At 63.4% G+C, this 26,182-nt stretch carries 23 protein-coding genes; 16 read left to right on the top strand and 7 right to left on the bottom strand.

Translation table 11 applies throughout. The features are described from left to right. Nucleotides 1-73 precede the first annotated feature (73 nt). The 3 genes from secD to HMPREF0326_RS07495 all read right to left on the bottom strand — a co-directional run bounded on the left by secD (nucleotide 74) and on the right by HMPREF0326_RS07495 (nucleotide 3,060). Nucleotides 74-1,654, bottom strand: a complete 1,581-nt coding sequence (gene secD / locus HMPREF0326_RS07505; protein WP_008685514.1) for a protein translocase subunit SecD — start codon at nucleotides 1,652-1,654, stop codon at nucleotides 74-76. A 184-nt stretch (nucleotides 1,655-1,838) separates the two neighbouring features. Beyond that, nucleotides 1,839-2,195 (bottom strand): preprotein translocase subunit YajC, encoded by a 357-nt coding sequence (yajC, locus tag HMPREF0326_RS07500; RefSeq protein WP_009303771.1) that lies wholly within the window; start codon nucleotides 2,193-2,195, stop codon nucleotides 1,839-1,841. Between the two features lie 76 nt (nucleotides 2,196-2,271). Then, nucleotides 2,272-3,060, bottom strand: coding sequence for an alpha/beta hydrolase (locus tag HMPREF0326_RS07495; RefSeq protein ID WP_008685508.1), 789 nt, complete (start codon nucleotides 3,058-3,060; stop codon nucleotides 2,272-2,274). Nucleotides 3,061-3,159: 99 nt separating this feature from the next. Between HMPREF0326_RS07495 and HMPREF0326_RS07490 the strand changes: the two genes are divergently transcribed. The 12 genes from HMPREF0326_RS07490 (at nucleotide 3,160) to dapA (ending at nucleotide 17,563) form a co-directional block, all read left to right on the top strand. Continuing rightward, a complete protein-coding gene (locus tag HMPREF0326_RS07490) occupies nucleotides 3,160-4,485 on the top strand; it encodes an amidohydrolase family protein (RefSeq protein WP_008685507.1) in 1,326 nt (441 codons plus the stop codon). 737 nt (nucleotides 4,486-5,222) lie between these two features. Then, nucleotides 5,223-5,486 carry a PxxKW family cysteine-rich protein gene (locus HMPREF0326_RS07485; protein WP_008685503.1) on the top strand — a complete coding sequence of 88 codons (264 nt, stop codon included), beginning with the start codon at nucleotides 5,223-5,225 and terminating at the stop codon, nucleotides 5,484-5,486. 486 nt (nucleotides 5,487-5,972) lie between these two features. Then, a complete protein-coding gene (locus HMPREF0326_RS07480; RefSeq protein ID WP_008685501.1) occupies nucleotides 5,973-7,217 on the top strand; it encodes a M20 family metallo-hydrolase in 1,245 nt (414 codons plus the stop codon). After that, a complete protein-coding gene (gene mnmG / locus HMPREF0326_RS07475) occupies nucleotides 7,204-9,150 on the top strand; it encodes a tRNA uridine-5-carboxymethylaminomethyl(34) synthesis enzyme MnmG (RefSeq protein WP_442852418.1) in 1,947 nt (648 codons plus the stop codon). The genes HMPREF0326_RS07480 and mnmG overlap by 14 nt, the downstream gene beginning before the upstream one ends. A 68-nt stretch (nucleotides 9,151-9,218) precedes the next feature. Next, entirely contained in the window at nucleotides 9,219-10,154 is a 936-nt protein-coding gene (locus tag HMPREF0326_RS07470) for a PilZ domain-containing protein (protein WP_008685499.1), read from the top strand. Nucleotides 10,155-10,485: 331 nt separating this feature from the next. Then, entirely contained in the window at nucleotides 10,486-11,352 is an 867-nt protein-coding gene (locus tag HMPREF0326_RS07465; RefSeq protein WP_020990391.1) for a hemolysin family protein, read from the top strand. Then, the gene (gene lnt / locus HMPREF0326_RS07460; protein WP_020990390.1) at nucleotides 11,349-12,977 is read left to right on the top strand and encodes an apolipoprotein N-acyltransferase; all 1,629 of its coding nucleotides are present in this window, start codon (nucleotides 11,349-11,351) and stop codon (nucleotides 12,975-12,977) included. The genes HMPREF0326_RS07465 and lnt overlap by 4 nt, the downstream gene beginning before the upstream one ends. Nucleotides 12,978-13,141: 164 nt before the next feature. Next, nucleotides 13,142-14,255 (top strand): peptide chain release factor 2 gene (gene prfB, locus HMPREF0326_RS07455; protein WP_223299959.1). Its coding sequence is split into 2 segments (ribosomal slippage): nucleotides 13,142-13,216 and nucleotides 13,218-14,255, totalling 1,113 coding nucleotides; the frame shifts between segments, so codons are not numbered across the junction. Then, on the top strand, nucleotides 14,239-15,081 hold the full coding sequence (locus HMPREF0326_RS07450; protein WP_008685495.1) for a GGDEF domain-containing protein: 843 nt from the start codon (nucleotides 14,239-14,241) through the stop codon (nucleotides 15,079-15,081). The genes prfB and HMPREF0326_RS07450 overlap by 17 nt, the downstream gene beginning before the upstream one ends. 3 nt (nucleotides 15,082-15,084) lie before the next feature. Continuing rightward, on the top strand, nucleotides 15,085-15,894 hold the full coding sequence (locus HMPREF0326_RS07445; protein WP_008685494.1) for a MinD/ParA family protein: 810 nt from the start codon (nucleotides 15,085-15,087) through the stop codon (nucleotides 15,892-15,894). 319 nt (nucleotides 15,895-16,213) lie between these two features. Then, nucleotides 16,214-16,489, top strand: coding sequence for an HU family DNA-binding protein (locus HMPREF0326_RS07440; protein WP_008685493.1), 276 nt, complete (start codon nucleotides 16,214-16,216; stop codon nucleotides 16,487-16,489). A gap of 195 nt (nucleotides 16,490-16,684) precedes the next feature. Beyond that, entirely contained in the window at nucleotides 16,685-17,563 is an 879-nt protein-coding gene (dapA, locus tag HMPREF0326_RS07435; protein WP_008685491.1) for a 4-hydroxy-tetrahydrodipicolinate synthase, read from the top strand. Nucleotides 17,564-17,796: 233 nt separating this feature from the next. Here the strand turns inward: dapA and phoU are convergent, their stop codons facing one another. The 4 genes from phoU to HMPREF0326_RS07415 all read right to left on the bottom strand — a co-directional run bounded on the left by phoU (nucleotide 17,797) and on the right by HMPREF0326_RS07415 (nucleotide 22,028). Continuing rightward, nucleotides 17,797-18,525: a phosphate signaling complex protein PhoU gene (gene phoU / locus HMPREF0326_RS07430; protein WP_020990389.1), complete on the bottom strand. Its 729-nt coding sequence runs from the start codon at nucleotides 18,523-18,525 to the stop codon at nucleotides 17,797-17,799. Between the two features lie 122 nt (nucleotides 18,526-18,647). Next, nucleotides 18,648-19,403 (bottom strand): phosphate ABC transporter ATP-binding protein PstB, encoded by a 756-nt coding sequence (gene pstB / locus HMPREF0326_RS07425; protein WP_008685487.1) that lies wholly within the window; start codon nucleotides 19,401-19,403, stop codon nucleotides 18,648-18,650. Further along, nucleotides 19,400-21,286, bottom strand: coding sequence for a HAMP domain-containing histidine kinase (locus tag HMPREF0326_RS07420; protein WP_020990388.1), 1,887 nt, complete (start codon nucleotides 21,284-21,286; stop codon nucleotides 19,400-19,402). Before HMPREF0326_RS07420 ends, pstB begins: the two co-directional genes overlap by 4 nt. A gap of 61 nt (nucleotides 21,287-21,347) precedes the next feature. Further along, entirely contained in the window at nucleotides 21,348-22,028 is a 681-nt protein-coding gene (locus HMPREF0326_RS07415) for a response regulator (protein WP_008685484.1), read from the bottom strand. A gap of 253 nt (nucleotides 22,029-22,281) precedes the next feature. Here HMPREF0326_RS07415 and HMPREF0326_RS07410 point away from each other — a divergent pair, with 253 nt between their 5' ends. From HMPREF0326_RS07410 to pstA, 4 genes are all read left to right on the top strand, one after another. Beyond that, complete coding sequence (locus HMPREF0326_RS07410) at nucleotides 22,282-23,100, top strand: phosphate ABC transporter substrate-binding protein (RefSeq protein ID WP_008685482.1); 819 nt, start codon at nucleotides 22,282-22,284, stop codon at nucleotides 23,098-23,100. Between the two features lie 186 nt (nucleotides 23,101-23,286). Continuing rightward, on the top strand, nucleotides 23,287-24,177 hold the full coding sequence (gene pstC / locus HMPREF0326_RS07405) for a phosphate ABC transporter permease subunit PstC (RefSeq protein WP_008685481.1): 891 nt from the start codon (nucleotides 23,287-23,289) through the stop codon (nucleotides 24,175-24,177). Nucleotides 24,178-24,366: 189 nt separating this feature from the next. After that, nucleotides 24,367-25,124 (top strand): IS5 family transposase gene (locus HMPREF0326_RS16740; protein ID WP_147568319.1). Its coding sequence is split into 2 segments (ribosomal slippage): nucleotides 24,367-24,691 and nucleotides 24,691-25,124, totalling 759 coding nucleotides; the frame shifts between segments, so codons are not numbered across the junction. 124 nt (nucleotides 25,125-25,248) lie between these two features. Beyond that, nucleotides 25,249-26,127 (top strand): phosphate ABC transporter permease PstA, encoded by an 879-nt coding sequence (gene pstA, locus HMPREF0326_RS07395; RefSeq protein ID WP_008685477.1) that lies wholly within the window; start codon nucleotides 25,249-25,251, stop codon nucleotides 26,125-26,127. Nucleotides 26,128-26,182: the final 55 nt, after the last annotated feature.

Raw genomic sequence — 26,182 nt, 5'->3', positions numbered from 1 at the left:
CAGGCGACAGTAAAAACCGCGTTTTTGCCGGAATGCCCCTTTGAAACGTGCAGAGTTTCAAAGGTAATCCGCTCTAGATGCTGATGCCCTTGGGCCCGCAGTGACGCGCCCATTCCTCGAAAATGGCCCGCGACACAAAGATGGCCGTGAACATGGAGGCGATGATGCCCAGGGAAAGCGTCACCGCGAAACCCCGGATGGGGCCGGTGCCGAACTGATACAGAATCACCGTGGCGATGATGGTGGTCAGGTTGGAGTCCGTGATGGAAATGGCGGCGCGGTCAAAACCGGCCTTGACCGCCGCCAGCGGCGACAGCCCCAGGCGCAGCTCCTCGCGTATTCGTTCGTAAATCAGCACGTTGGCGTCCACGGCCATGCCGATGGTCAGCACAATGCCCGCGATGCCCGGCAGGGTCAGAGTGGCCCCGAAGGCGGCCATGCCCGCCATGACCATCAGCATGGTGAAACAGAGCATGCCGTCGGCAATGAGCCCGCTGAGGCCGTAATAGACAGCCATGAACAGCACTACGGCGGCCGCGCCCACCAGGGCCGCGCGCACGCCGCTGTCGATGGATTCCTGCCCCAGGGAGGGGCCCACACTGCGTTCTTCCAGCACGGAGACCGGCGCGGGCAGGGAACCGGCGCGCAGCACAATGGCCAGGTCCTGGGCCTCGGCGGTGGTGAAGTTGCCGGAAATGCTGGCCCGGCCGCCGCCGATGCGCTCGCGGATGACCGGCGCGGAATAGACCTTGCCGTCCAGCACGATGGCCATGCGGCGGCCCACGTTTTCAGTGGTGGCCCGCTCGAAGATGCGCGCGCCGCGCGCATTGAAATTCAGCGTCACATAGGCCTTGTTCATCTGGTCAAAGGCGGGCCGGGCGTCGGCCACATCCTCGCCGGTGAGCATGGCGTCCTTTTCCACGGCGATCTGGCTTTCCTTCTTCTGACCGCCCGGCGTGTTTTCCAGCAGGGGCAGGGAAACCACGCCCGTGGGCAGCACGGCCTTGCCGGGGTCCACGTCGTCGCGCACCAGGTGAAATTCCAGATGGGCCGTCTGGCCGATGATCTGCACGGCGCGGCGCGGGTCGGAAATGCCGGGCAACTGCACCTGAATGCGGTTCCCGGCCTGCTTGCGGATGTCCGGCTCGGCCACGCCGAACTGGTCAATACGGTTGCGGATGGTGCGCAGGGCCTGGTCCAGGGCCATGTTTTCCAGGCGCGTCACTTCCGCCGCCGTGAAATGGGCCACATAGCGCAACTGCCCGGATTCGCCCTTGTGCGGCGTGCCCACATCCAGCTGGGGGAAGTGGCGGCTGAGGATTTCCTTCAGCTTGTCCTCATTCTCGGCGCGCGGCAGCACAAATTCCAGAGCCGTGCCGCCCACCACGCGGGGCCGCAGCACCACGACCTTTTCATCCTGGGCCAGACGGCGCAGGTCCTGCCCTGCCAGGGCCAGGGAATTGCTTACGGCCTTGGCCACATCGACGCCCAGCGTCAGATGGATGCCGCCCTTCAGGTCAAGACCGAGATTGATCTTGCTGGACGGCAAAAAACGCTCCAACGCCGTCCCGATGCCGGGCAGGCTCGGCAGCGCGTAAACAAGGCATGCCAGAAACACCACTATCGCAATGGACAAGCGCCAGCGCAGACCCATCGTACACCTTCCACAACAGAGGACTTGCCCGCGCGCGGCGCGGACGGAACACCTGCCCCGTCAACCCGCGCGGCGGGCGCATTCTCCCGCCGGACGGACAAAGAGGCCGCGCCGCCACAGAATACGGCTTGCGCGGCCAACGGAACAGTGACTCGCACGGAGCGTAACAACGCCCGGCGCTGACTTATTTCTTTTCTTCAGGCTTGGCTTCCTTGCCGCCCCTGGCGGGCAGCAGGCCGCCGATGGCCGCGCGGGAAATGCGCAGCTTGGCATCCCCGGATTCCAGCAGCACCTGCTCGTCGTCGATCTCAAGGATGCGGCCGATGAGCCCGCTGGAGGTCAGCACGTGGTCGCCGCGCTTCAGTTCGGACAGCATCAGCTTGTGGGCCTTGGCCCGCTTCTGCTGGGGACGGATCAGCAGGAACCAGAAAATGACGAACATCAGGATCAGCGGCAGGAACTGCATCAGCATGTCCGTGCCGCTGGCCGGGGCTCCTCCGGCCTGGGGCGTGCCCATGGCAAAAGCTACGGATTCAAACAAAGCGCACCTCCATTAAGGTGTGGATGAGGCCCCCGCGCGGACGCCGGGGCCGGGTTGGCGAAATAACAGCGCATCGTTATAGCCTCTGCGGCGCGAATGTGCAAGCCTTTGTGGCTCCGGCGACTTCCCGGGCGAAGGCCACGGCCAGCTCGGCTACCCGCTGACGGCTTTCCCGATGGGTCATGGGCAAATGCCCGCCGTGCGGGCTGCGCACGCGCAGAAGGTGCAGATGCGTGCTCAGTGAGCCACAATGCCGCGCCAGATAAAAAGCATTGTATGGGCGGCAACTCGTATCGTTGCGCAGCTGCACAATGCAAAGCGGCGCGCGGATCAGGGGCAGTCCGCGCCGGATGGCGGGCAGGGCCCGCTCCACCTCGGCGAAATGGCGCAGGCAGCAGATTTGCTCGTGCCCCTGCCAGGGGGCCACGGCGCGGGAGGCCGGGTCGCGTTCCGGGACGCGCAGCACGGGTTGCAACCGGGCCCAGAGGGGCAACGCGAAAAAGCGCCAGTCCACAGCGAAAAAAGGAAAATATTTATGGAAAAACAGCGGCGTGGCCAGCGCCAGAAGGCCCGCCGGGGGCGGCAGCTCGCCGCGCGCCGCCGCCTGGGCCACATCCAGAGCCAGAATGCCGCCCAGGGAATATCCCGCCAGCAGCACGGGCCCGCTCTCGCTCAGGCGGCCGTACTCCGTATGGGCAAAGTCGCGCCACAGGGCAAAGGAGGAGGCGAGATATGCCTCCTCCGTACCGCCGTGGCCCGGCAGGGCCGGGGCATGGGCCTCAAAGCCCGCTGCCGCCAGGGCCTCGGCCAGGGGCGCAGTTTCAAATGGGCTGCCGCCGATTCCGTGCAGCAACAGACAACGCACGGCCTCTCCTTTCAGGGGCTTGCCTCCCCGGCCAGCAGGCGTTACCTAGGGAGTTTAAACATGGCCATGGCCACGACGACCTCAGACTCGGGACTTCTCATGCAGCACTGCCACACGCTCCTCCACGCCGGAATCATCGTCACCCAGGACCCGCAACGCCGCATCCTTGAAAACGCTTCCCTGGCCATCGCCGACGGGCTGGTGGCCGCCGTGGGGCCGCGCGGCACGCTGAGCGCCGCCTGGCAGGCCGAACGCGAGCTTGATCTGGGCAGGATGCTCGTTCTGCCCGGCCTCGTCAATGCCCACACCCACGCGGCCATGACCTTTCTGCGCGGCCTGGCCGACGACATGCCGCTCATGGACTGGCTGCAACAGCGCATCTTTCCGGTGGAGGCCAAGCTCACCCCGGAAATCGTGCGCCTGGGCAGCCTGCTGGGCTACGCGGAAATGCTGCGTACCGGCACCACGGCCTGCATGGACATGTATCTCTTTGAGGAAGCCGTGTTCGAGGCCGCGCGCACGGCCGGCCTGCGTTGCGTGGGCGGCGAGGCGGTTTTCGCTTTTCCCTCGGCGGCCTGCCCCGGTCCGGAAGCCGCCCTGGAGGCCACCCGCGCCCTGGCCCAATGCTGCGCGGGCGACGCGCGGCTGAGCGTGGCCGTCAATCCGCACAGCGTCTACACGACCACACCCGACATCCTTACGGCCTGCCGCGATCTGGCCGCCGAGCTGAGCCTGCCCCTGCACATCCATCTCTCCGAAACCCGCGAGGAAACGGAACTCTGCCTCAAGAACCACGGCAAACGGCCCGTGGCCCTCTGCCGCGACATGGGCCTGCTGGATTTGCCCTGCACCCTGGCCCATGTGGTGGATGCGACAGAAGAAGAACTGGACGTCCTGGCCGAGTACAAGGCCGTGGTGGCGCACAATCCATCCTCCAACATGAAGCTGGCCTCGGGCGTGGCCCCGGTACCGGCCATGCTCGAACGGGGCCTGGCTGTGGGCCTGGGCACCGACGGCCCGGCCAGCAACAATCAGCTGAACATGTTTACGGAAATGGGACGGGCCGCCCTGCTCCATAAGCTGGCCGGGCATGATCCCACCCTGCTGCCCGCGACGCGGGTGCTGGACATGGCTACTCTGGGCGGGGCCGCGGCCCTGCACGACGCCCGCCTGGGCTCGCTCGCGCCGGGCAAGGCCGCGGACTGCGTGGCTCTGGATCTGGCCTCGCCCAATCTCCAGCCCCTGTACAATGTGGTCTCGCAGACAGTCTACGCGGCCACGGGCCTGGAAACCCGCCTGACCATGGTGGGGGGCGAGATTCTTTATCAGGACGGGCGCTTCAGCCGTTTCGACTATGACGCCCTTTGCCGGGAAATGCGCGACCTGCGCGCCTTTGTGCTGCGCGCCGCCGGGCTTGGGGGATAAGGCCGCCCAGGGCAGACGCATCTAAAAAGCCTTTATTCCCCGATAGATCGGGGAACGAACAAAAAGAGGCGAAGCTACCTTTACTCCGCCGGAGCGAAGCGCAGGCGGATGGCTGGTGCCGGGAGAATCCTAAAAAATGCGCTAGCCGTTGCCGCGTCAGCGGCTTGCTTGAGCCGTTCACGGCGAAGCCGTGTTACGGATCAAGACAGCACCGCTACGGATAGCGACAGCGATTTCCTTGGATATAATTTTGCGTAACCAATTGCTGTCTTCATCCGTAGCTAGGCGTTGCTGTCTTTCTCCGTACGGCTCACAAGTTCGCCTACGGCTAAAGCTCCTTCGTCGCAACGGCTGAAGCAAGATTTTTGCGTGCCGGCAAGGAAAACGGCGCTTTTTGCGCGGAAACCGACCGGAAGGCGGCCCAAAGGGCCGTGCCCGTTGGGCGAGCCGGGCGAGCCTTACGGGCATCGAGAGCAGAGCTGTACTCAAGTACATGAGCGGCAAAAAGCGCCAGATGACGCAGCCGGCACACAAAAGGCTGGTTTTGACGGATCATCACGGCAAATAAAAGGCCTGCAAAACCTGGAATTAGATGCGTCTGCCCTGTAAGGCCGCCCCTCTCCTCTTGACAGCGGCCCGCTTTAGCCTATACTTCTCCATCCCGGACGGCAGCCCTTTGCATGCTGCCGGTAGGATATTATGAAATTTGGGGCGCTCCGGCGCATGGAGGTTTTGCTATGAGTCCTCTGGAAAATGCCACCAAGACCGCTGAAGGCGTGGTGGTCAAGGGTTTTGTTCTTTCCCCCGTGGTGGAGCAGTGCTCCGGCTGTGATCGCGTGCGCGAATTCGACGGCGAGCAGTTCTGCTCCAGCTATCCCAACCCGGCCAGCAAATGGGTCGGCGGTCGCTGTAATTTCGCCACCCACGTCAAGGCCCAGACGGCCGCGGCGGCGAAGGTGAACCCGTTGAAGGCGTCGAAGCGCGCCGCCAAGGGCCGCTAGGCGATATTTGGCTTTTTTTGCCGCTGGCGGCTCAACCTTCGCTTTGTCCTCCAGTCCTGTACCGAAAGAGTACACTCCTGTCGGACAAAGTTCGGTTTCCTTGCCAGCGACAAAAAAATCTCAAATATCGCCCTGTCGGGCTGAAATTTTTTGGAGAGGCTGCGCAAGCGGCCTCTTTTCTGGTTTTCAAGTTAGAGCATTTCAACGTTGAAATGCTCTAACGCCGAACACGGTAAGGCGCGCCGCGAAGACCGACCCGACGGGCGGCCCGTAGGGCCGTGCCTGTAGCCCAAAGAGCGTACAGGCATCGAGAGCAACGCGGCGTGGATTCCGGAAAAGCGACCGAAGGCAGCCCGAAAGGCTGTCCCCGTTGGCGACAAGGGAGTCATACGGGGATCGACAGCAGAGATAACCGCGTTTTTCCGGAATGCCCCCTTTGAAACGCAAAGCATTTCAAAGGTAATCTGTTCTAGGGCGGAAACAGAGATGAATCAAAATCTGGACAGACTGCTGGCCGGTCTGGCGGAACGGGGCGAGCGCGTTGTGGAGCTGCAGAGCGCGCTCACGGCCTGCAAGGCTTTGGGGCCGGACAACGGCGGCCGGGGCGAGCTGGACAAGGTGCGCCGGATCACGGACTGGCTCACGGCCTGCGGCGTGCGCGATCTGCGCCGAATGGACGCGCCGGACAATCGCGTGCCGGACGGCCTGCGCCCCAATCTGATAGCCCGCCTGTCCGGCACGACAAGCCGCACGCTCTGGCTTTTCGGCCATACCGATGTAGTGCCGCCGGGCGATCCCGCCGCCTGGACCTCCGACCCCTGGCAGGTCCGGCGCGAAGGCGACTGGCTCTACGGGCGCGGCGTGGAGGACAATCAGCAGGCCATTGTCAGCATGCTGCTGCTGGCCGAAGAGTTGCGGCGGCAGAACCTGACGCCCGCCCTGGGCCTGGGTTTGGTCTTCATGGCCGACGAGGAGTCCGGCAGCGATTACGGTCTGGCCCACGTGCTGGAGCAGGCCCCGGAACTGTTCCGGCCCGACGATCTCTATGTCGTGCCCGACGCGGGGTCGCCGCGCGGCGATCTCATTGAAGTGGCGGAAAAAAGTCAGCTCTGGCTCAAGGTGCGGACCACCGGCGCGCAGTGCCACGCCTCCACTCCGCACAAAGGCCGCAACGCCTTTCTGGCCGGGGCGGACATGGTTCTGGCCTGTCATCAGGGCCTGTACGAGACATTCCCCCAGGAAGATCCGCTGTTCAAGCCGTCCCGCTCGACCTTTGTGCCCAGTAAGCACGACGCCAACGTGCCCAGCGTGAACATCCTGCCCGGCAGCGACGTCTTTTACGTGGATTGTCGCCTTTTGCCCGAGGTTTCCCAGGAAGCCGTGCTGGCCAAGGCGCGCGAAATCGCGGCCCGTGTGGCCCAACGGTACGGGGTGGAGATCAGCGTGGATGTGGAGCACGCCCAGGCAGCCTCGGCCGCTCCGGCGGACAGTCCGGTGGTCCTGGCCCTGGAACAGGCCGTGGAGCGGGTTTACGGCGTCCAGCCCCGGCCAGTGGGCATCGGCGGGGCCACTGTGGCCGCGCTGCTGCGCCGCAAGGGCCTGCCCGCCGCCGTCTGGGCCTGCATCCAGAACACCTGCCACCAGCCGGACGAGCGCGCCTCCGTCAGCGCGGCCTGCAAGGACGCCCAGGTATTCGCCCATATTCTCATGCAGCGGGATGCCCATGCCTGACGCCGGCTTTGACTGCATCATCGCCGGCGGCGGCCACGCCGGTTCCGAAGCCGCCGTGGCCCTGGCCCGGCTGGGTTTCAGCGTGTTGCTGATCAGCGGCAATCTGGACCGCCTAGGCTATCTTTCCTGCAATCCGGCCATCGGCGGCCTGGCCAAGGGCCATATGGTGCGCGAAATCGACGCCTTGGGCGGCATGATGGGCCTCTGGGCCGACGCGGCGGGCATCCAGTTCCGCACCCTGAACATGAGCAAGGGCCCGGCCGTGCGCGCCACGCGCGCCCAAATGGACCGCGACGCCTATCAGCGCGTCCTGAAAAAAACACTCTACGCCACGCCCGGCCTGCGCCTCTGGCAGGACACGGTCACGGACGTCGTCACGGACGCGGGCCGCGTCACGGGCGTGCGCACGGCTCAAGGCCTGGAATTCACGGCCCGGCACGTGCTGCTGACCACCGGCACATTTCTGGACGGGCGCATCCACATCGGCCTGACCAACCTGCCGGGCGGCCGCCTGGGCGACGCCCCGGCCCTGGGCCTTTCCGACAGCCTGCGCGCTTTGGGCCTGGAACTGGGCCGCCTGAAAACCGGCACCACCCCGCGACTTTTGCGCTCTTCCATCGACTTTTCCCGCCTGGAGGAACAGCGCGGCGACACGCCGCCTCCGGCATTCAGTTTTCACGGCCCCGGCCCGGTCTTGCCCCAGGTTTCCTGCCATATCACCTGGACCAGCGGCCGCACCCACGAAATCATCCGCGGCGGCTTCGACCGCTCGCCTCTGTTCACCGGCGTGATCCAGGGCGTAGGCGCGCGTTACTGCCCCTCCATTGAGGACAAGGTGGCCCGCTTTCCCCAACGGGAACGGCATCAGATTTTTCTGGAGCCCGAGGGCCTGGACAGCGCGGAGGTCTATGCCAACGGCATTTCCACCAGCCTGCCCCTGGACGTGCAGATGGCCATGCTGCGCAGCATCCCCGGCCTGGAGGGCGCGGTCATGGTCCGGCCGGGCTACGCCATCGAATACGATTACGTGAACCCCGTGCAGTTGCGCCCCACGCTGGAAAGCAAAAACGTGCCGGGGCTCTGGCTGGCCGGGCAGATCAACGGCACCTCCGGTTATGAGGAAGCTGCGGCCCAGGGCCTCTGGGCCGCCCTGAACATCGTCCGTGCCGAAAAGGAACTGCCGCCCTTCGCGCCGGGCCGGGACGCGGCCTACATGGCCGTGCTGGTGGACGATCTGGTGACTCTGGGCACCCAGGAGCCCTACCGCATGTTCACTTCCCGCGCCGAGCACCGCCTGCTGCTGCGCGAGGACAACGCCGACGCCCGCCTGACCCCGCTGGGGCGCGACCTGGGTTTGGTAGGCGACGCCCATTGGCGCGCCTTCTGTGAAAAAAGGGAAAATGCGGAGCGGCTCAAAAAACACCTTGAGAATATGCGTATTCCCGCCGATAAGCAGGATGAGAACAACGACGCCGCCCTGCCGCCGGGCCGCAGCCTGGAAGACGTGCTGCGCCGCCCGGACATGGACCTGGAGCGGCTGGCAGCCGTGCTTGCGGCGTCTCCGGGCCCGCTGGCCGGGCTGGGCGCGGAGCTGGCCGCCGAGCTGGAACGCTGCGGGCGGACCGTATACGGCGGCGTGCAGACGGACATCAAATACGCCGGATACCTGGAACGCCAGCGCGCGCTGATCGCGCGTACTGCCCGATTGGAGGCCACGGCCTTGCCCTCGGATTTGGATTATGCCAGAGTGGCCGGACTGTCCCGTGAAGTGGAAGAAAAACTCAGCCGCGTGCGCCCCTTGAACCTGGGGCAGGCGGGCCGTATTTCCGGGGTGACCCCGGCGGCGGTGGCCTGCCTGGAAATACACCTGCACAAGCTGGGTCTCTTGCGTCCTGTCCGACGGCAAGAGCGCAGAGGCGACGTTTTTTCGTAATTCCGACCGCGAGCCGAGCGCAGGCTCACGCGCAACGTGTTCCTGGAATCCATTCCGGTGGCCTGATAATGAGCACAGAAGAATACATCCTGATTTTCGGCGTCCTCTTTGTGGCGCTCTGCATCCTTCTCGTCTGCCTGCGCACCAGATTGCAAAAGATCAGGCAGGAGGAACGCCGCAGAAACGTGGTTCGCCGGATGCTCGAGACAGCTCAGGAACAGAACGAAATTTTCGATCTGAAAATGCTGGACAGCGAAGCCGGAAAAAACGGCCTGTCCGGCACCCTGGTCAAGCTGACCCCCGAAACCCTGCACATGGAAGTGCTGGCTTACGTCTCCAAGGAATGGACGGACACCCAGGTGGACGTCTATTTTCGCGTCAGCCTGCCGGAAGGCCCGGTCTTCTATAAATTCCGCGCCGCCATCCAAAGAGTGGAAGCCTCGCGCGAAAAATCCCGCGTTTTCCTCACCGCGCCCCGAGACCTGGAAGTGGGGCAAAAGCGCAATTTCATCCGCATCAAACCGCAGAAGGACGCGGTGCGGGTTATCGGCGTCTGGGCCATTGATCCGGCCAAACCCATTCCCCGCACCACGGCCGAAATCGGCCGCCCGGTCATTCACTACAAGCTGGGCATGAACAACGAGCCCGTGCAGGTGGAAAACATCTCCGCAACGGGCATGGCCCTGCGTTTTCAGATGGAAAACCCGGAAACCCGGCCTGTTGACCTGGACAAAGGTTCACAGCTACTCTGTCTCGTCATTTATGCCATGGACAAAAAAGGCGAGAAACTTATTACTTTCTGGTGCACCTGCGAGGTGATCAACACCCGCACGACCGAAGCTCCCTCGCCCGCTCTGATTCTGGGGGTGGAGTTCACCAACTGGGCCGTGCTGGAACAGGGCAAGTCCGAAATCCACTGGTTTCACAGCTCCACATCACGGGGCGTGGGGCCGATCACCCAGTGGGTCATGCGCATGGATATGGAACAGCGCAAACTGCTCTAGGACTGTTTTCCAATACCATGTAACAGTTAGAGCATTTTGCGCCTGAAAGTATCGTTTAACGGCGAAGTAAATTCGCCTTGCGATAATCTCGCGGTGCGGATTTTCACGGAAAATCCGCACAGAGCGTTGAGGTATTTTCAATATCAACACGCTCTAAGACTTCATTTTAGCAGCTTTCAGCTTGTTCACGATGTCACGCCTCACCTGTGGGTTTGGCGTGAAGCTCGCATAGCAAAAAGCGCGGTTTTTGCTGTGGTTACGCCGCTTCGCGGCAGGAGGCACGGCCCCGGAACCGGACTCCGCAGATCCGCGCCCAAACATGGAGGTTATTTTGGACGGAGGCTCCGACGGTCATAGTACCATCTGGTCGCGCCTGGGCAGATTTTTCGGGCACGACGACGAAGAATCCCTGGAAAAAGCCATTCTTGAAGCCAGAGCCGACGGCGAGGTGGAACCGGACGAGGAGTCCATGCTGCTGGGCATCCTGCGCTTCAACGATCTTCAGGTGCAGGACACCATGATCCCCCGCACCGATATCGACTGCGTGCCCGACGACATGCCCCTGCCCGAAGTGGCCCGCGTCATCGTGGACTCCGGACATTCCCGCATTCCCGTGTACAAAGACACCCGCGACAACATGGTGGGCATTCTGCACGCCAAGGATCTCCTGCGCTGCCTCATCGAACCGGCCGGAAAGCATCCCCCGGTGGCCCAGGTCATGCGCGAGCCCTTTTTCGTGCCGGAAACCAAGCCCATCCGCGCGCTTCTGCAGGAATTCCGCGCCCGCAAGCAGCATATCGCCATCGCCTTGGACGAATACGGCGGCACCTCCGGCCTGATCACCATTGAGGACGTGCTGGAGGAAATCGTGGGCGACATTGAGGACGAGCACGACACCCCCCGCCAGGAGGACATCCGCCCCCTGGGCGACAATGTCTATGAGCTCACGGGTCGCGCCCTGCTGGAGGATCTGGAGGAACTGGGCGTTGACCTGGTTTCCGACGAGGTGGACACCATCGGCGGCTATCTGAGCATGGAGGCCGGCCATGTGCCCGGCCCCGGCGAGGTTTTCAACCTGCACGGCTGGGCCTTTACGGTGCTGGACGCCGACAAGAAGCTGATCCGTCGCCTGCGCATGGAACCCGCCGACAAGGCGGCGCAGGCTTTGGACGAAGCCGGGGACAATGCCGGAGCATGAACACGGCGCGCGCGGGCGGACAGCCGCCGTTCCGAAGCCTGCGTCCGGACCTGCTCCTGGGCCTGGCAGGCGCTCTGGCGCTCTGGCTGGGCTTTCCCAATGATTTTCTGAGCCTGCCGCCCTTGGTCCTGCTCTGGCCCATGGCCCTGGCCCTGTTGGGCCTGCGCGCGCCCGGCCGCATGGCCGCGTTGCGCCGAGGCTGGCTGGTCAGCCTGGCGGGCGGCACGGCGGCACTGTACTGGCTGGCCCTGCCCGTGCACAATGTGGGCGGCCTGCCCTGGCCTTTGGCCGTGCCCTGCGCCCTGTTCATCGCGGCCTGCCTTGCCAGCGCGGGCGGCCTGTTCTCCCTGGCCGCGCAAATTCTGCGCGCCCGGCCGCCGATGCTGCTGGCCCTGGCGCTGGCCCTGCTCTGGTATCTGCTGGAAGCTGTCTACGCCTTGGCGCTGGGCTTTCCCTGGCTGCCCCTGGCCGGAGCTCTGGCGGTCTGGCCCGTGCTGGTCCAGGCCGCTGATGTCGTAGGCGCGTACGGCCTGGGCGGACTCTGGCTATTGGCCGCCCTGCTCTGCCTGTTCAGCCTGCCCCTGATCCCGCAAGCAGCCGCGCCACGGGCTTTTTGTCCGCGCCGACCGGCAACGAGCTTGGCAACGGGACTGGCTCTGGCCGTGCTGCTGCTCGCTTACGGGGCCTGGAGGCTGGACGCCCATTCGTTCCGGGCCGAGCCCTCCGGTCCGGAAAGCATGGCCGTGCTTTTTGTGGAAGGCAATGTGGACCAGAACCGGAAATGGCTGCCCGCCTTCCAGCGGCAGACCGTGGACCTTTATCTGGCGCTGACCCGCGCGGGCCTGGCCGCGCGGCCCGCTGCGGACCGGGATGCAAAGCCGCTCATCATCTGGCCGGAAACCGCTTTGCCCTTCTTTTTTGAAACCAAGCCCGCCCTGGCCGCCCTGGTGCGCGATATGGCCCTGGAGGCCCGCGGCCCTCTGCTTTTCGGCGCGCCCGGCGTGGAGCGGCGGCCGGGCCGGGCGGAACCCGCCATTTTTAACCGGGCCTTCCTGCTGGGCCCGGACGGCGCGACCATCGGGCATTATGACAAGGAACATCTGGTGCCCTTCGGCGAGTATCTGCCGAGTTGGCTGAACTGGGGTTTTCTCGAAGCCCTGCTCCAAGGGGTGGGCGTCTATGAGACGGGCACGGCCGTGGCGCCCCTGCGCTACGAAAATCTTGCTCTGGGCATGCTCATCTGCTATGAAGGCATATTCCCTTGGCTTGCCCAGGCCCGCGTGGCGGACGGGGCCAATATTCTGGTGGACATCAGCAACGACGGCTGGTTCGAGGACACTCCGGCATCGCGGCAGCATCTCTATCTTACTGTGTTGCGTGCCCTGGAACAAAACCGTTGGATTCTGCGCGGCACCAATACCGGCATTTCCGTGGTGGTGGACCCGCGCGGACGCCTGACCGCGCGCGGCGGCCAGTTTCGGGCCGAGAGCCTTTGGGCCCGCGCCGGACTGAGCACAGCGCCCAGCCTCTACCACCGTCTCGCGCCCTGGCTGCTTCCCGTAGCGGCCCTGCTCTGTCTGGTCCTGCTGGTCCTCGGTCCACGCGGCGCCAGAACTTCAGACTGATGCCCCGCTTCACGGGGCACGCGCCGTCCCCACGGCTGGTCTTCAGCCCGCTCCCGCTGTCCGGAGCCGCTGACAACGCCGATAATCCCGGTGCCGTGAACGCGTAAGCGTCGCACGACACCGGATAAAACGGAATCTTCACCCTCAACCCCACAGAATCGACCATGCTGCATCTCAGTGATTTGCGCGCCGCCTGTCAGCCCCTGTCCCAGCGTTTTGACAACCTTTGGGGGCGTCTTTGACGTCGCGTCCAGCGAACAACGCCTGCGCGACATCGAAACGGAACTCTCCCGTCCCGGCGCTTGGGACAAGCCCGAGGCCCTCACACCGGTTTTACAGGAAAAAAGACGCCTGGAAGACGAGGTGGGCCGCCTGACCCGCCTCAAGACCTGCCGGGACGACATGGAGGAATGGCTGGTTCTGGCCTCGGAAAACGAGGATCAGGAAGCCTTGGAATCCCTGGAGCAGCAGCAGAAGGAACTGGCCGCCCTGCTGGACGAGACCGAGCTGGTCATGTTGCTCTCGGCCGAGGAAGACGGCCAGGACGCCATTCTGGAAATCCACCCCGGCGCGGGCGGCACGGAATCCCAGGACTGGGCCGAAATGCTGCTGCGTTTGTACACCCGCTGGGCCGCGCGCCGCAAATACGCGGTGGAGGAAATGGACTTTCTGCCCGGCGACGAGGCGGGCATCAAAAGCGTGACCCTGCGCATCTCCGGGCCGCACGCCTTCGGCTTTCTCAAGAGCGAACGCGGCATCCACCGTCTGATCCGCATCTCGCCCTTTGACGCCTCGGGCCGCCGCCACACCTCCTTCGCCTCGGTGGACGTGATCCCGGACGCGGGCAACGACATTCAGCTGGATATCAAGGAATCGGATCTGCGTTTCGACATCTTCCGTTCCAGCGGTCCGGGCGGCCAGAGCGTGAACACGACCAGCTCCGCAGTGCGCGTCACCCACCTGCCCACGGGCATTTCCGCCCAGTGCCAGAACGAAAAATCGCAGCACCACAACAAGGAGACGGCCCTGCGCGTCCTGCGGGCCCGCCTCTACAACCTGGAATTGCAGAAACGCGAGGCCGAGCGCCAGGCGGAATACGCAGGCAAGGACGCCATTGCTTTCGGCAGCCAGATCCGCACTTACACCCTCCAGCCCTACCGCTTGGTCAAGGACCACCGCACGGGCTCGGAATCCGGCGACGTGGACGCGGTTCTTGACGGTCAGATCGACCAGTTCCAACACGATTACCTTTTGTACCGCCATGAGCAACAACGCTGAATTTGACGCCCTGGCCCGCGAACTGCGCGCCCTGCGGGAAGAAGGCTGCGGCGACGCCGTGCCCCGGACCCGCGAGGCCATGCTGGTGGTCCGGCTGGTGCGCGGCCTTTCCCGGCAGCGCTGGCAGGAATTCTGCCGCGCCTTTCCTTTGAGCCAGTGGTGTGCCCTGCCCGTGCCCGGCGCGTCTCCGGAAGGGCGGGTCGCGGATCTGCGCTCCGACGTCCAGCCGCCCATGCCGCCGGACATGCCGCCGGATGCCCTGATCGGCGCGCTGAGCGCCGAACTGTTCGCGGCCCAACTGAGCCGCGAACTGCTGCGTCTGGCGCGCAACGGCGGCGGTCTCAGCCTGATCCTCGCGGCCCTGTCCGAACGGCGGAGGCTGTGCGTGGCCTTGGGCGACGGCACGGTGAAACGCCTGGAGCGGCTGCTGGCCGAAACCCTGCGCGACAATCTGGACGCCTGCGACAGCCTGGGCGACATTGCTCCCGGGCGCTATGCCCTGCTTTTGCCGGGCATGGGCCAGCTCAAGGCCCGGCGCTTGGCCGAACGCCTGCAACACGCCTTTGAGGAGCAGGCCCGGCCGCTCTTCCCCACAGGCGGCATCTCGGCCGGAACCGGGGCCAGCTGCGCCCTGGGCATCGTCTGCGTCAGCCAGGGCGCGGAGGGCCGCGCCCTCGACCTGCTCAGCAAGGCCGACACGGCCCTGAACACGGCCATTCAGCAGGAAAACGGGCATATCCACCAGGAAGCGCCCACTCCTCTGGGCGAACGGACCACCCTGGTCCATTCCAGTGAAAAACGCTTTCTCTTTTTCGGCGGAGAATAATTTATGAACAGCACCTTGAGCGTTGCCGTGCTCAGCGGCAAAGGCGGGGTCGGCAAGACCAACCTGTCCCTCAATCTGGCCTGCGCGCTCTACCAGGCGGGCTTCAAGAACCTGCTCATGGACTGCGACATGGGCCTTGCCAATCTGGACGTGCTGCTGGGCATCACCCCGGAAGGCAACCTCCAGGACGCGCTGCTGGGCGACGCGCGGTTAAGCGATGTGCTCTATCCCCTGGAGCCCAAAGGCTTTGACGTGCTGCCCGCGGCCTCGGGCGTGCCCGAGCTCAACGACATGCGCCCTGATCTGCGCGACATGCTGCTGGAACGCCTGGAGCCGGTGCTCGGCAAGTACGATTACATCTTCATGGATCTGGGCGCGGGCATTTCCGAAACAGTGCAGACCTTCGCGGCCATGGCCGCCATGCGCATCGTCATCATCACGCCCGAACCCACATCTCTCACGGACAGCTATGCGCTGATCAAGGTGCTCAACAGCCGCTTCGGCATGCGCGACTTCATGGTGCTGGTTAATCAGGCTGAATCGCCCAAGGAAGCCCAGGGCGCCTTTGAAAAGCTGAACGGGGCCTGCCGCCACTTCCTGCATCTGGAACCCGTGCTGCTGGGCCACGTGCGTATGGACAAAAAGCTGCCCGAGGCCGTCTGCCGTCAGCAGGCCCTGCTGCGTTACGCGCCGGGCAGCCCGGCGGCCCAGGATATCCAGGCCCTGGCGGGCCGCCTGCAACGCGTGCGCCTGAACATGGCCGACTGGCTGGCCCCGCGCGACGTCTTGCAGGCCCCGCATACAGCATTTTGAGTTTGGAAGGTTGCACATTTCAAACTCCACGCCGCCCGCGTGCTGGGGAAGAATACGGTTTATCGCTGCTGTCGATGCCCGCAAGCCCTTTGTGGGCTAACAGGCACGGCTGCGCCGCCTCCGGTCGCTTCCTTGCATTTGGGGGCGGGTATCCGCTCACGCGGCCACCAGAGCAATTCACTCATTTCAAACGTGAATTGCTCTAAGTAAGCGGTTTACCTTACTGCATAAAAGGTATAGGTATAATGAAGCTGGCTGAGTTCCCGCGTTGTCGCCCTTCCCCCACGGGATAATAGTATAACGTGTCAACGGAGGCGTGATGAATAAAAGCGAACTGATCAAGGCTTTGGCCGAAGAGACCAATATTCCCTTTGATGATGCGTCACTGGTTGTGAACACATTCATCGACGCCATGAAAAAATCGCTGATCGCCGGGGAACGGATAGAAATCCGCGGGTTCGGCAGCTTCAAAATCAAGGAATACGGTGGCTACGCCGGGCGCAACCCCAAAACCGGGGAAAGCGTCTCGGTGATTCCTAAACGCCTGCCCTTCTTCCGCGCCGGCAAGGAACTTAAGGAATTCATCAATCAGTAGCAGCCGCGCCCGAGATTGTGTCGGCCGTATCCGAACCGCATTCGCGCGACGGCAAAGCCGTTGTTTCGCGGAACGGTGCGTGTTTCCAACGCCGCGTGACGTCGGAATGATCCGGGCCATGCCTTCCGCCGCCCGTTTACAGAGCCCCGGAGTATTCCGCCACGACGCCGCGGGCGCAGACATAAGGAGTCGGATATGCTTTTTTCCGGTGCGATGACAGCGCTTGTCACCCCGTTCAAGAATAATACCGTGGATGAAGAGACCTACCGGGCCTTTATCGAACGCCAGATCACCGAAGGCATCCACGGTCTGGTGCCTTGCGGCACCACCGGCGAATCCGCCACGCTGTCCCATGAGGAACACGAGCGGGTCATTGAAATCTGTATCGATCAGGCCAAAGGCCGGGTGCCGGTGCTGGCCGGGGCCGGTTCCAACAATACCAGCGAAGCCATCCGCCTGGCCCTCTTTGCCAAAAAGGCCGGGGCCGACGGCGCGTTGCTGATCACCCCCTATTACAACAAGCCCACCCAGGAAGGCCTGTATCTGCACTTCAAGGCCATTGCCGAGACAGTGGATCTGCCCTTGGTGCTCTATAATGTGCCGGGCCGCACGGGCTGCAATATGCTGCCGCCGGTGTTGAGCCGCCTGGCCCGCGACTTTTCCAACATCGTGGGCGTCAAGGAAGCCACCGGCGATATGGTGCAGGGCAGCGAAACGCTGGAAGCCTGCCCGGAGAGCTTCAGCGTGCTGTCCGGCGACGATCTCACCGCCCTGCCCCTGATGGCCCTGGGCGGCAGGGGTGTGATTTCCGTCACCTCCAACCTGGTGCCGGGCCGCGTGGCCGCCATGTGCAACGCCTTTGCCGAAGGCGATCCGGCCGGGGCTGCCCGCCTTCACCATGAGCTCTTCCCCCTGCATCAGGCCATGTTCATGGAAAGCAATCCCATTCCGGCCAAGACGGCCTTGGCCCTCATGGGCCGGATGGAAAGCGAAATGCGCCTGCCGCTCTGCCCCATGAGCGAATCCGGCAAGGCCAGGCTCATTGAGGTGCTGCATCGGCAGGGCCTGCTCTAAAAAACGTTTCCGGCGGATATAAAAAGGAGCGCGTCCATCGAAATGGACGCGCTCCTTTTTATATCCGTTCAATGCCCTGGCGGCCCCGCCGCCAGGGCTGGCCAGCATTAGAGCAGTTTGCGCTTGAAATTATCGCTTAACGGCGAAGTAAATTCGCCTTGCGATAATTTCGCGGCACGGCTTTTCACGGAAAATCCGCACAGAGCGTTAAGATATTTTCAATATCAAACGCTCTATTCTTCCCCGCCCCGATCCTCCCGAACCCGCTGCATATCCTCGGGCTCGTCCGCCAGTTCGCCGTGATGCTTGAGGGTCAGGCCCTGATTGATGAAATAGACGTGCTCGGCAATGTTGATGGAGCGCCGCCAGATCCGGGTCAACGAACGGGTGACCAGAATGATGTGCATGGCCAGGTGGGGCTCAAGATCCGTCCCGTGGCCGGAAAGGCGCTCCATAATGCCCTGGATGATCCGCACCTCGCACTGCACCGCCTCATCCTCGCCCCGGCTCATGTCCAGGGCGGCCTCGACGTCGTTCTCGCGGAAGATGACCACGGCCTGCTCAAAGGCCTGGCGGGCTTTGTCGAACATGACCCGCACATGGGGGATGACGCCGTAACCGGGCATGTCCTGCATCAGAATGGCCTGTTCGGCCATGCTCACGGCCTCGTCGCCGATGCGCTCCAGATCCACCACCATGCGCAGGGCGCTGACCACAAAACGCAGATCCCCGGCCACGGGTTGGGTGCGGGCCAGCAGGCGCAGGGCCATGTCGTCGATGTCGTTTTCCAGCTCGTCGATGGCCGCGTCGCTTTCAATGACCGCTGCCGCGCGGCCGGGATCGTTGGCGGCCAGAGCCTTGTCGGCCTCTTCCAGGGCAATGCCCACGCTGGCGCACATGACCAGAAGGCGCGTGCGCAAGGTCACGAGCATCTGCTGCAAATAATTTTCCTGCTGGTTCATCAGGCTTTCTCCTGAATAAAATTCTTTCCCATACACGAGTTAGTCGCCCTTATTCGTCGCCGCTCCAAGAGCTGTTCCTGAAAAGGGTGTTCGTTCTCTGCCAAAGGAACAGAGCGGCGGCTCTAGCCGAAGCGGCCGGTAATATAGTCCTCAGTCTGCTTCTTGCCGGGCCGGGTGAAAATAACGTCCGTGGCGTCGTGCTCAATAAGGCGGCCCATGTAAAAAAAGCCCGTCCAGTCCGACACGCGCGCGGCCTGCTGCATGTTGTGGGTGACGATGATGATGGTCAACGAAGCCTTGAGCTCGCGGATGCTCTCCTCAATCTTCTGGGTGGCTATGGGGTCCAGGGCACTGGCCGGTTCGTCCATGAGCAGCACTTCCGGCTCCACGGCCAGGGTGCGGGCGATGCACAGGCGCTGCTGCTGTCCGCCGGAAAGGCCCAGCGCCGATGACTGCAACCTGTCTTTGACCTCATCAAAAATAGCGGCCCGGCGCAAGGAAATTTCCACCTTCTCGGCGATCAGCGTTTCGTCGGACAGGCCGTTGACGCGCAGCCCATAGGCCACGTTTTCAAAAATACTCTTGGGAAAGGGGTTGGGCTTCTGAAAGACCATGCCCACCCGGCGGCGCAGCGAAACCACGTCCGTTCCGGGCCGGTTCACATCCTCGCCGTCCAGCAGGATCTCGCCTTCCACGCGCGCGCCGGGCACCAGATCGTTCATCCGGTTCAGGCAGCGCAAAAAGGTGGATTTGCCGCAGCCGGACGGCCCGATCAGGGCCGTAACCCTGCCCGGAGCGAAGTCCAGGCTCACGTCGTGCAGAGCCTTGTTTGAGCCGTAATAGACATTGATATTCCGGGCCAGCAGATTTTCCTTCATGCCTTTGCCGCTCCGTCAGGATTTTCGCCAGAGCGATGTTCGCTCTCAACAGAACCAAGGGTGAACACAAGGGCCGTGCTGCCGTCCTGAGCCGGGCTTTCCGCCCGGATACGGCCGCCGTGCCGCTCCACGATATGCTTGCAGATTGCCAGGCCCAGCCCGGTGGAGGCCTGGCCCCGGTGCCGTTCCACCTGGTAGAAACGCTCGAAAATGCGATCCAGGTCCGCCGCCGGGATGCCGGGCCCGTCGTCCACCACCCGGAAAACCACCTCATTGCCGACCGGATGCGCTGTAACGCGGATGTTGCCGCCTTCCGGCGCGTAGCGGCAGGCGTTTTCCAGCAGGTTGCGAAAGACCTGGGCCAGATGCGGCAGGCTTGCCATGACCCGGCACTGTTCCGGCATATCCACATTCAGATGCAGGTTGCGGCGCTCCAGAACCTCGCGGCACATGCCTTTGGCCTGGGCCAGGGCCTCACGCGGGTCCGTGGGGGCCAGCTCCAGGCTGCCCGTCTTGCCTTCCAGGCGGGCCAGAGCCAGCAGGTCGCCGACCATGCGCGTGAGATAGGCGCCGTTCTTGAGAATGATCTCGCCGAAACGGCGGCACTCCGGCGAGGTGTCCAGGCTGATGAGGGTTTCCGCATAGCCCTGGATGGCCGTGAGCGGGGTGCGCAATTCGTGCGAGACGTTGGCCACAAAGTCGCGGCGCACGCGCTCCAGGCGCACCAGCTCCGTAATGTCGTGGAACACGGCCACGGCTCCCAGGTGGCTGTCCGGCCCGGCGGGCCGCGACAGGCAGACCGACATGACTTGGCCGGACGGCAGGGTGAGGTGCAGGTGGCGCTGCACCCGGCCGTTTTCGTCGCCCGGCTCGCTGCCGGAATCCGAACGGGACGCGTCATGGGATGCGCTTTGAGATGCGGATGACGGCGCGGGCGCGGCCAGCACCTCGTCCACGGCTTTCTGCAATTCCGGCGAGGGGATAATCTCCACCACCTGCGCGCCTTGGGCCGTGGCCGCTGCCGGAAACTCCCCGGCAAGAGCGCGGTTGCAGCGGCGGATATGCCCGTGCGGCCCCAATACCAGCACGCCGTCGCTCATGGTGTCCAGAATGCTTTCCAACTGGGCGGTCTGGTCTGCGGCGGCACGCACATGTTCCTCGATATTTTCGGCCATGCGGTTGACCGCGTCGGCCAGGGGCGCGAATTCACTGCCCGGAATGCGCCGCAGGCGGCGCTGAAAATTGCCCAGGGAAATGGCCTCCACCACGCCGACCATCTGGCTGAGGGAACGGCGCAACGCGCCGGACAGCAGCATGGCCAGCAGCAGGGAAAGGGCCACGGTGATCAGGCCGATCTGGCTGAATACCGTGAGGCGGCTTTCAATCTGGCGCTTCAGATTTTCCAGGGGCACGGCCAGCCGCAACAGGCGGCCGTCGTCCAGGCGGGTCACGGCATAGGCCAAGGGCAGATCCAGAGTGCCGCTGGGCCGGATGGCGAAACCCTGGCCGCCGCCCTCTCCATCCGCGCCGTCCCCTCCGGAAAGGGCCTCGCGCACTTCCGGCCTGTCCGCGTGATTGTCCAGCCGGTCCACGGGCTGGGCTCCCACGGCTGTGTCGGCCAGCACGTTGCCCTTGCCGTCCAGCAGGGAAAGGCGCTCGTCCGGCAGGTTCAGAATGCGGGCCAGTTCCGGCAGAGCGTCAGGATCGGGCCCCAGCTTGTCCAGAATCACACCCGCCAGGCGGGTTTCGTACAACAGGCGTTCGCGGGCGGCCTGCAACTGGCTGTGTTCCAGCCAGCTTTTGCCGTAAAACACGGCAATGCCGATGGAGAGCAGCGCCACTGCCAGCACGCTGCAAAAAATCCGGGTACGAAAGGAAAACATGAACTTACCCCGCCAATGGTTGTCTTTGGCACTCTTCCTGAACCAACGCTGAGCAGAGGCGCTATTCCCTGATCCGGTAGCCCACGCCGCGCACGGTCTCCAGCGCGGCCGCCGCCTCGCCCAGCTTGGAGCGCAGGCGGCGCACATGGGTGTCCACTGTGCGGGCGTAACCTTCAAAGGAATAGCCCCAGACATTGTTCAGCAATTGCTCGCGCGTGCGTACCGTGCCCGCGTGACGTAGCAGATCTTCCAGCAGGCGGAACTCCGTGGCCGTGAGGACCAGCTCCCGCTCTCCGGCGCTCGCCGTGTGCGCGTCGGGCCGCAGCCGGATGCCGTGGCGCTCCAGCAGGGCGCTTTCCGCCACACGGCCGCCCCGGCGCAAAATGGCCTTGATGCGCAACATGAGCTCGCGCACGCTGAAAGGCTTGACCACGTAATCGTCCGCTCCCAGGCTCAGGCCCACCACGCGGTCCATTTCCTCGCCGCGCGCCGTGAGCATCAGCACCGGAATGGCCGAGGTCTCGGCCTGGCCGCCCAACCGGCGGCTGACCTCAAAGCCGTCCAGGGCGGGCAGCATCACATCCAGAATAATCAGGCACGGCAGATGCCGCCGGGCCAGCTCCAGCCCCTTCTGGCCGTCCTCGGCCTCCAGCACGCTGAAGCCCTCGCGCTCCAGATTGAAGCGCAGCAGTTCGCGGATGTCGCTTTCATCTTCCACTACCAGGATATGTTGTGCGCTCATATATCTTTTCCTCTGTGCTGCGGAGCCAGTTAACAATGCCATTGCGCCAAACAGGTGGTGACATTGTTACAATCGCGTGACAAGCGCCTCAACGCCCGATTTCCGCGCCGGACAAGGCTTCGACAGGCGTCCGGCCCGGATTCACGCAGTCTTCGCCTTCCTGTCATCATTCTGTAACAGAGGCCGGTCAAAAGGAAAACGCGCGGGGAGCTTCCCCGCGCGGCACCTTCGCAAACCCTAAGGAGAGTACGGAATGACTATCGGCAAAATGCTGGTCACGGCCCTGACGGTTCTGAGCCTCAGCACCCCGGCCCTGGCGGCCCGGGAAATCGTCATCAACGGTTCCACCACGGTGCTGCCCGTGATGCAGAAGGCCGGCGAGGCCTTCATGGCCTCCCACCCAGGCGTGCAGTTGAGCATCTCCGGCGGCGGTTCGGGCAACGGCATCAAGGCGCTCATCGACAGGCAGTGCGATGTGGCCATGAGCTCGCGCGACATCAAGGGCAAGGAAAAAGCCGCCGCCGACAAGAACGGCGTCACGCCCGTGCGCACGGCCATCGCTGTGGACGCCATCGTGCCCGTGGTCCATCCGTCCAACACGGTCAGCGGCCTGACCACCCAGCAGCTCAGGGACATCTACACCGGCAAGGTCACCAACTGGAAGGAATTGGGCGGCGCTGACGCCAGGATCGTGATCATTTCCCGCGACACCTCCTCCGGCACTTTTGAATGCTGGGAAGAACTGGTCATGAACAAGGAACGCGTGACCCCGGCGGCCCTGATGCAGGCCTCCAACGGCGCTGTGGTGCAGGCCGTATCCAACAACAAGAACGCCGTCGGCTACATCGGCCTGGGCTATCTGGACAAGTCCACCAAGGGGCTCAAGGTCAACAATGTGCAGGCCAGCGCCCAGACCGCGCTTTCCAAGCAATGGCCCGTGGCGCGTGAACTGTATATCTTCACTGACGGCCAGCCCACCGGCGAGGTCAAGGCCCTGGTGGACTACCTGCTGGATCCGGGCAAGGGGCAGAAGAGTGTGCGGGAAGTGGGGTATGTGCCCCTGGCCCATTAAACACGCCGCGCTTTTGCCCACCGGCGGCGTTAGGCGGCATGGCCCGGCGCGCGGAGCGTAGCCGCCTACGTGACCAAGCCGGGCCACTTGCCTGCCTTGCCGGTAAACAAAATCCCCGCCGTGTTTAAACCACCAGTCCAATGGCGGGTTCTTTCCTTAAAGAACCCGCCATTGGGGGAGAAAGCCATGCGCAGAGCCGATCTCAAGGAAAAAATCGTCCAATACAGTCTTACCGGCGTGGCCGGAAGTTCCCTGCTGGCGCTGGCGGGCATTGTGCTTTTTCTGTTTATGGAAGGCCTGCCGCTGTTCGCCCATTATTCGGTTTTCGACTTCCTTTTCGGGCGGCTCTGGTATCCCACGGAAGATCCCGGGCTGTTCGGCATCTTTCCTCTGCTCATGGCCTCGCTGGCGGTGACCCTGTTTTCCTCCCTGCTTGCCGTGCCCCTGGGCGTGCTGACCGCCGTGTACCTGACGGAGATCGCCCATCCGGGCGTGCGCCGGATCATCAAGCCCTTTGTGGAGCTGCTGGCCGCCCTGCCCTCGGTGGTACTGGGCTTTCTGGGCATGGTGGTACTGGCCCCCGTCATCCAGGACTGGCTCGGCGCGGCCACGGGCCTGAACCTGCTCAACGCTTCCCTGGTCCTGGCCCTGATGAGCGTGCCCACCATCTGTTCGGTCTCCGAGGACGCCCTGTACAGCGTGCCCCGCGATCTGCGCGAAGCCTCTCTGGCCCTGGGGGCCACGCGCTGGCAGACCACCGTGCGGGTGGCCATTCCGGCCGCGCTTTCCGGCATCGGTACGGCGGTGATGCTGGGCATGTCACGGGCCATCGGCGAAACCATGGTGGTGCTGATGGTGGCCGGGGGCGCGGGCCTGATCCCCACCTCCCTGCTGGACCCGGTGCGGCCCATGCCCGCCTCCATCGCGGCCGAAATGGCCGAAGCGCCCTTCCGCAGCGATCACTACCACGCCCTGTTCGCCATCGGCATCGTGCTCTTTTTCCTGACCCTGGCCTTTAATCTGGCGGCCGGGCACATTGCCGAAAAACACCGTCAGGCCGGTTCGTCCGGTCTCTAGAACAGATTAACTTTGAAATTTTACAAATTTCAAAGTTGGCATTCTGGCGAAAAACGTGGTTTTCGCCAGAATCCACGCCACTTCGTGGCGGCTGCCGCCTTCGCGTCAGCAGAGCAATTTCAAAGTGAAATTGCTCTAGGGCCTGTTAACACTATTTGACAAAGAGCGAGTATTCCGTAAGAATGTCTTATGCAAATTACTCGTGAACAATATGAGAGAATCGCTGACTGCTTCCCGCGCCAAAGAGGTAATGTCCATTTTGACAATCTCCAGGTGTTGAATGCGATTCTGTACGTTGCGGAGCATGGGTGTAAATGGCGTGGACTGCCGAAAAATTTTGGCTGTTGGCACAGCATCTACACGCGCATGAACCGCTGGAGCAAGAACGGAGTTCTTGACCGTATATTTGAACGCCTTCAACAAGAGCAGATACTCCGCCTTAAAATAGAAGCAGTTTCTCTCGACAGTACTATTGTTAAAGTTCATCCCGATGGAACAGGGGCCTTAAAAAAACAGGTCCGCAGTCCATCGGAAAGTCCAGAGGCGGCTGGACGACCAAGCTTCATATGGTTGCCGCGAATGCTGAATGCGCGTTGAATTTCAGCCTCACTCCCGGCAACGCCGGCGATGCCCCCGAGGGGCGCAGGCTGCTTGTCCAGTTGGGGCCGATGCCAGCGCCGTGCAGCTTGCTTATGGATGGCGCATATGAGGGTAATGAAACGACTCGCTTGGGACGTGAGTTGGGCTTCACTCCGGTGGTGCCGCCCAATCCCAACCGACTGAAACCGTGGGAGTATGACAAAGAGCTATACAAAAGACGTAATGAGGTAGAACGGCTTTTCAGGAGGCTCAAAGGCTTCCGCCGTGTTTTTACTCGGTTCGATAAGCTCGATGTCATGTTCCTGGCCTTTGTCGTCTTTGCGTTAATTGTTATAGCTCTGAAATAGTGTTAACAGGCCCTAGAGAAAATTACCTTTGAAACTCTTTGCGCTCCAAAGGTTCATTCGGCCGCTTCGGCTGAATCCACGCCGCCTCGTATTTCAACTTTGAAAAATCAGAGGAGCACCTCCCATGTCAGCTCTGTCCCCCGGCATTTCCTCCAGCCGCTCCCGCCTCTGCCGCCAGGCCGCCATGTTCTGGCTGCTGCGGTGCATCGCCGCCGTCAACGTGCTGGCTCTGGTCGGCGTGTGCGCCTTTCTGCTCTGGCACGGCTTACCCGCCCTGTCCTGGGAATTCCTCACCGAACCGCCGCGCAAAATGATGACCGAGGGCGGCATCTGGCCCTGTATTCTGGGCACGGCCATCCTGTCCCTGGGTGCGCTTTTGCTGGCCTTTCCCATGGGCGTGGCCTCGGCCGTGTATCTGCACGAATATGCCAAGCGCAACGCCTTCGCCCGTTATGTGCGCCTGGGCGTGAACAATCTGGCCGGGGTGCCCTCGGTGGTCTTCGGCCTGTTCGGCCTGTCCTTTTTCGTGACCTTCTGCGGTTTCGGGGTGAGCATCCTTTCCGGGGTGCTGACCCTGGCCGTGCTGACCTTGCCGGTGATCATCGGCACGGCCGAGGAAGCCCTGCGCTCCGTGCCGGACACCTACCGCGAGGCCTCTCTGGCCCTGGGAGCCACCAAATCCCAGACCATCGCCCGCGTGGTGCTGCCCTGCGCCCTGCCCGGCATGCTCACCGGAGCCATTCTGGGCGTGGCCCGAGCCGCCGGTGAAACCGCGGCCATCATGTTCACCGCCGCCGTATTCTATACGCCCAAGACCCCGGACTCGATTTTCAGCGCGGTCATGGCCCTGCCCTACCATATGTATGTGCTGGCCACTGCGGGCACGGAGATCGAAAAAACCCGCCCCCTGCAATACGGCACGGGTCTGGTGCTGATCCTGCTGGTGCTGGGCATGAATCTGCTGGCCGTGTTGCTGCGGGACCATCTGCAACGCCGACGCTAGAGCATTTTAACTTTGAAATGCTCTAACGCCGAACACGGTGAGGCGCGCCGCGAAG

The sequence above is a fragment of the Desulfovibrio sp. 3_1_syn3 genome (genome assembly GCF_000145315.2).
Taxonomy (GTDB): domain Bacteria; phylum Desulfobacterota; class Desulfovibrionia; order Desulfovibrionales; family Desulfovibrionaceae; genus Desulfovibrio; species Desulfovibrio fairfieldensis.
The sequence above is the reverse complement of the archived record's forward strand: the minus strand, read 5'-3'. Positions and strand labels throughout refer to the sequence as shown.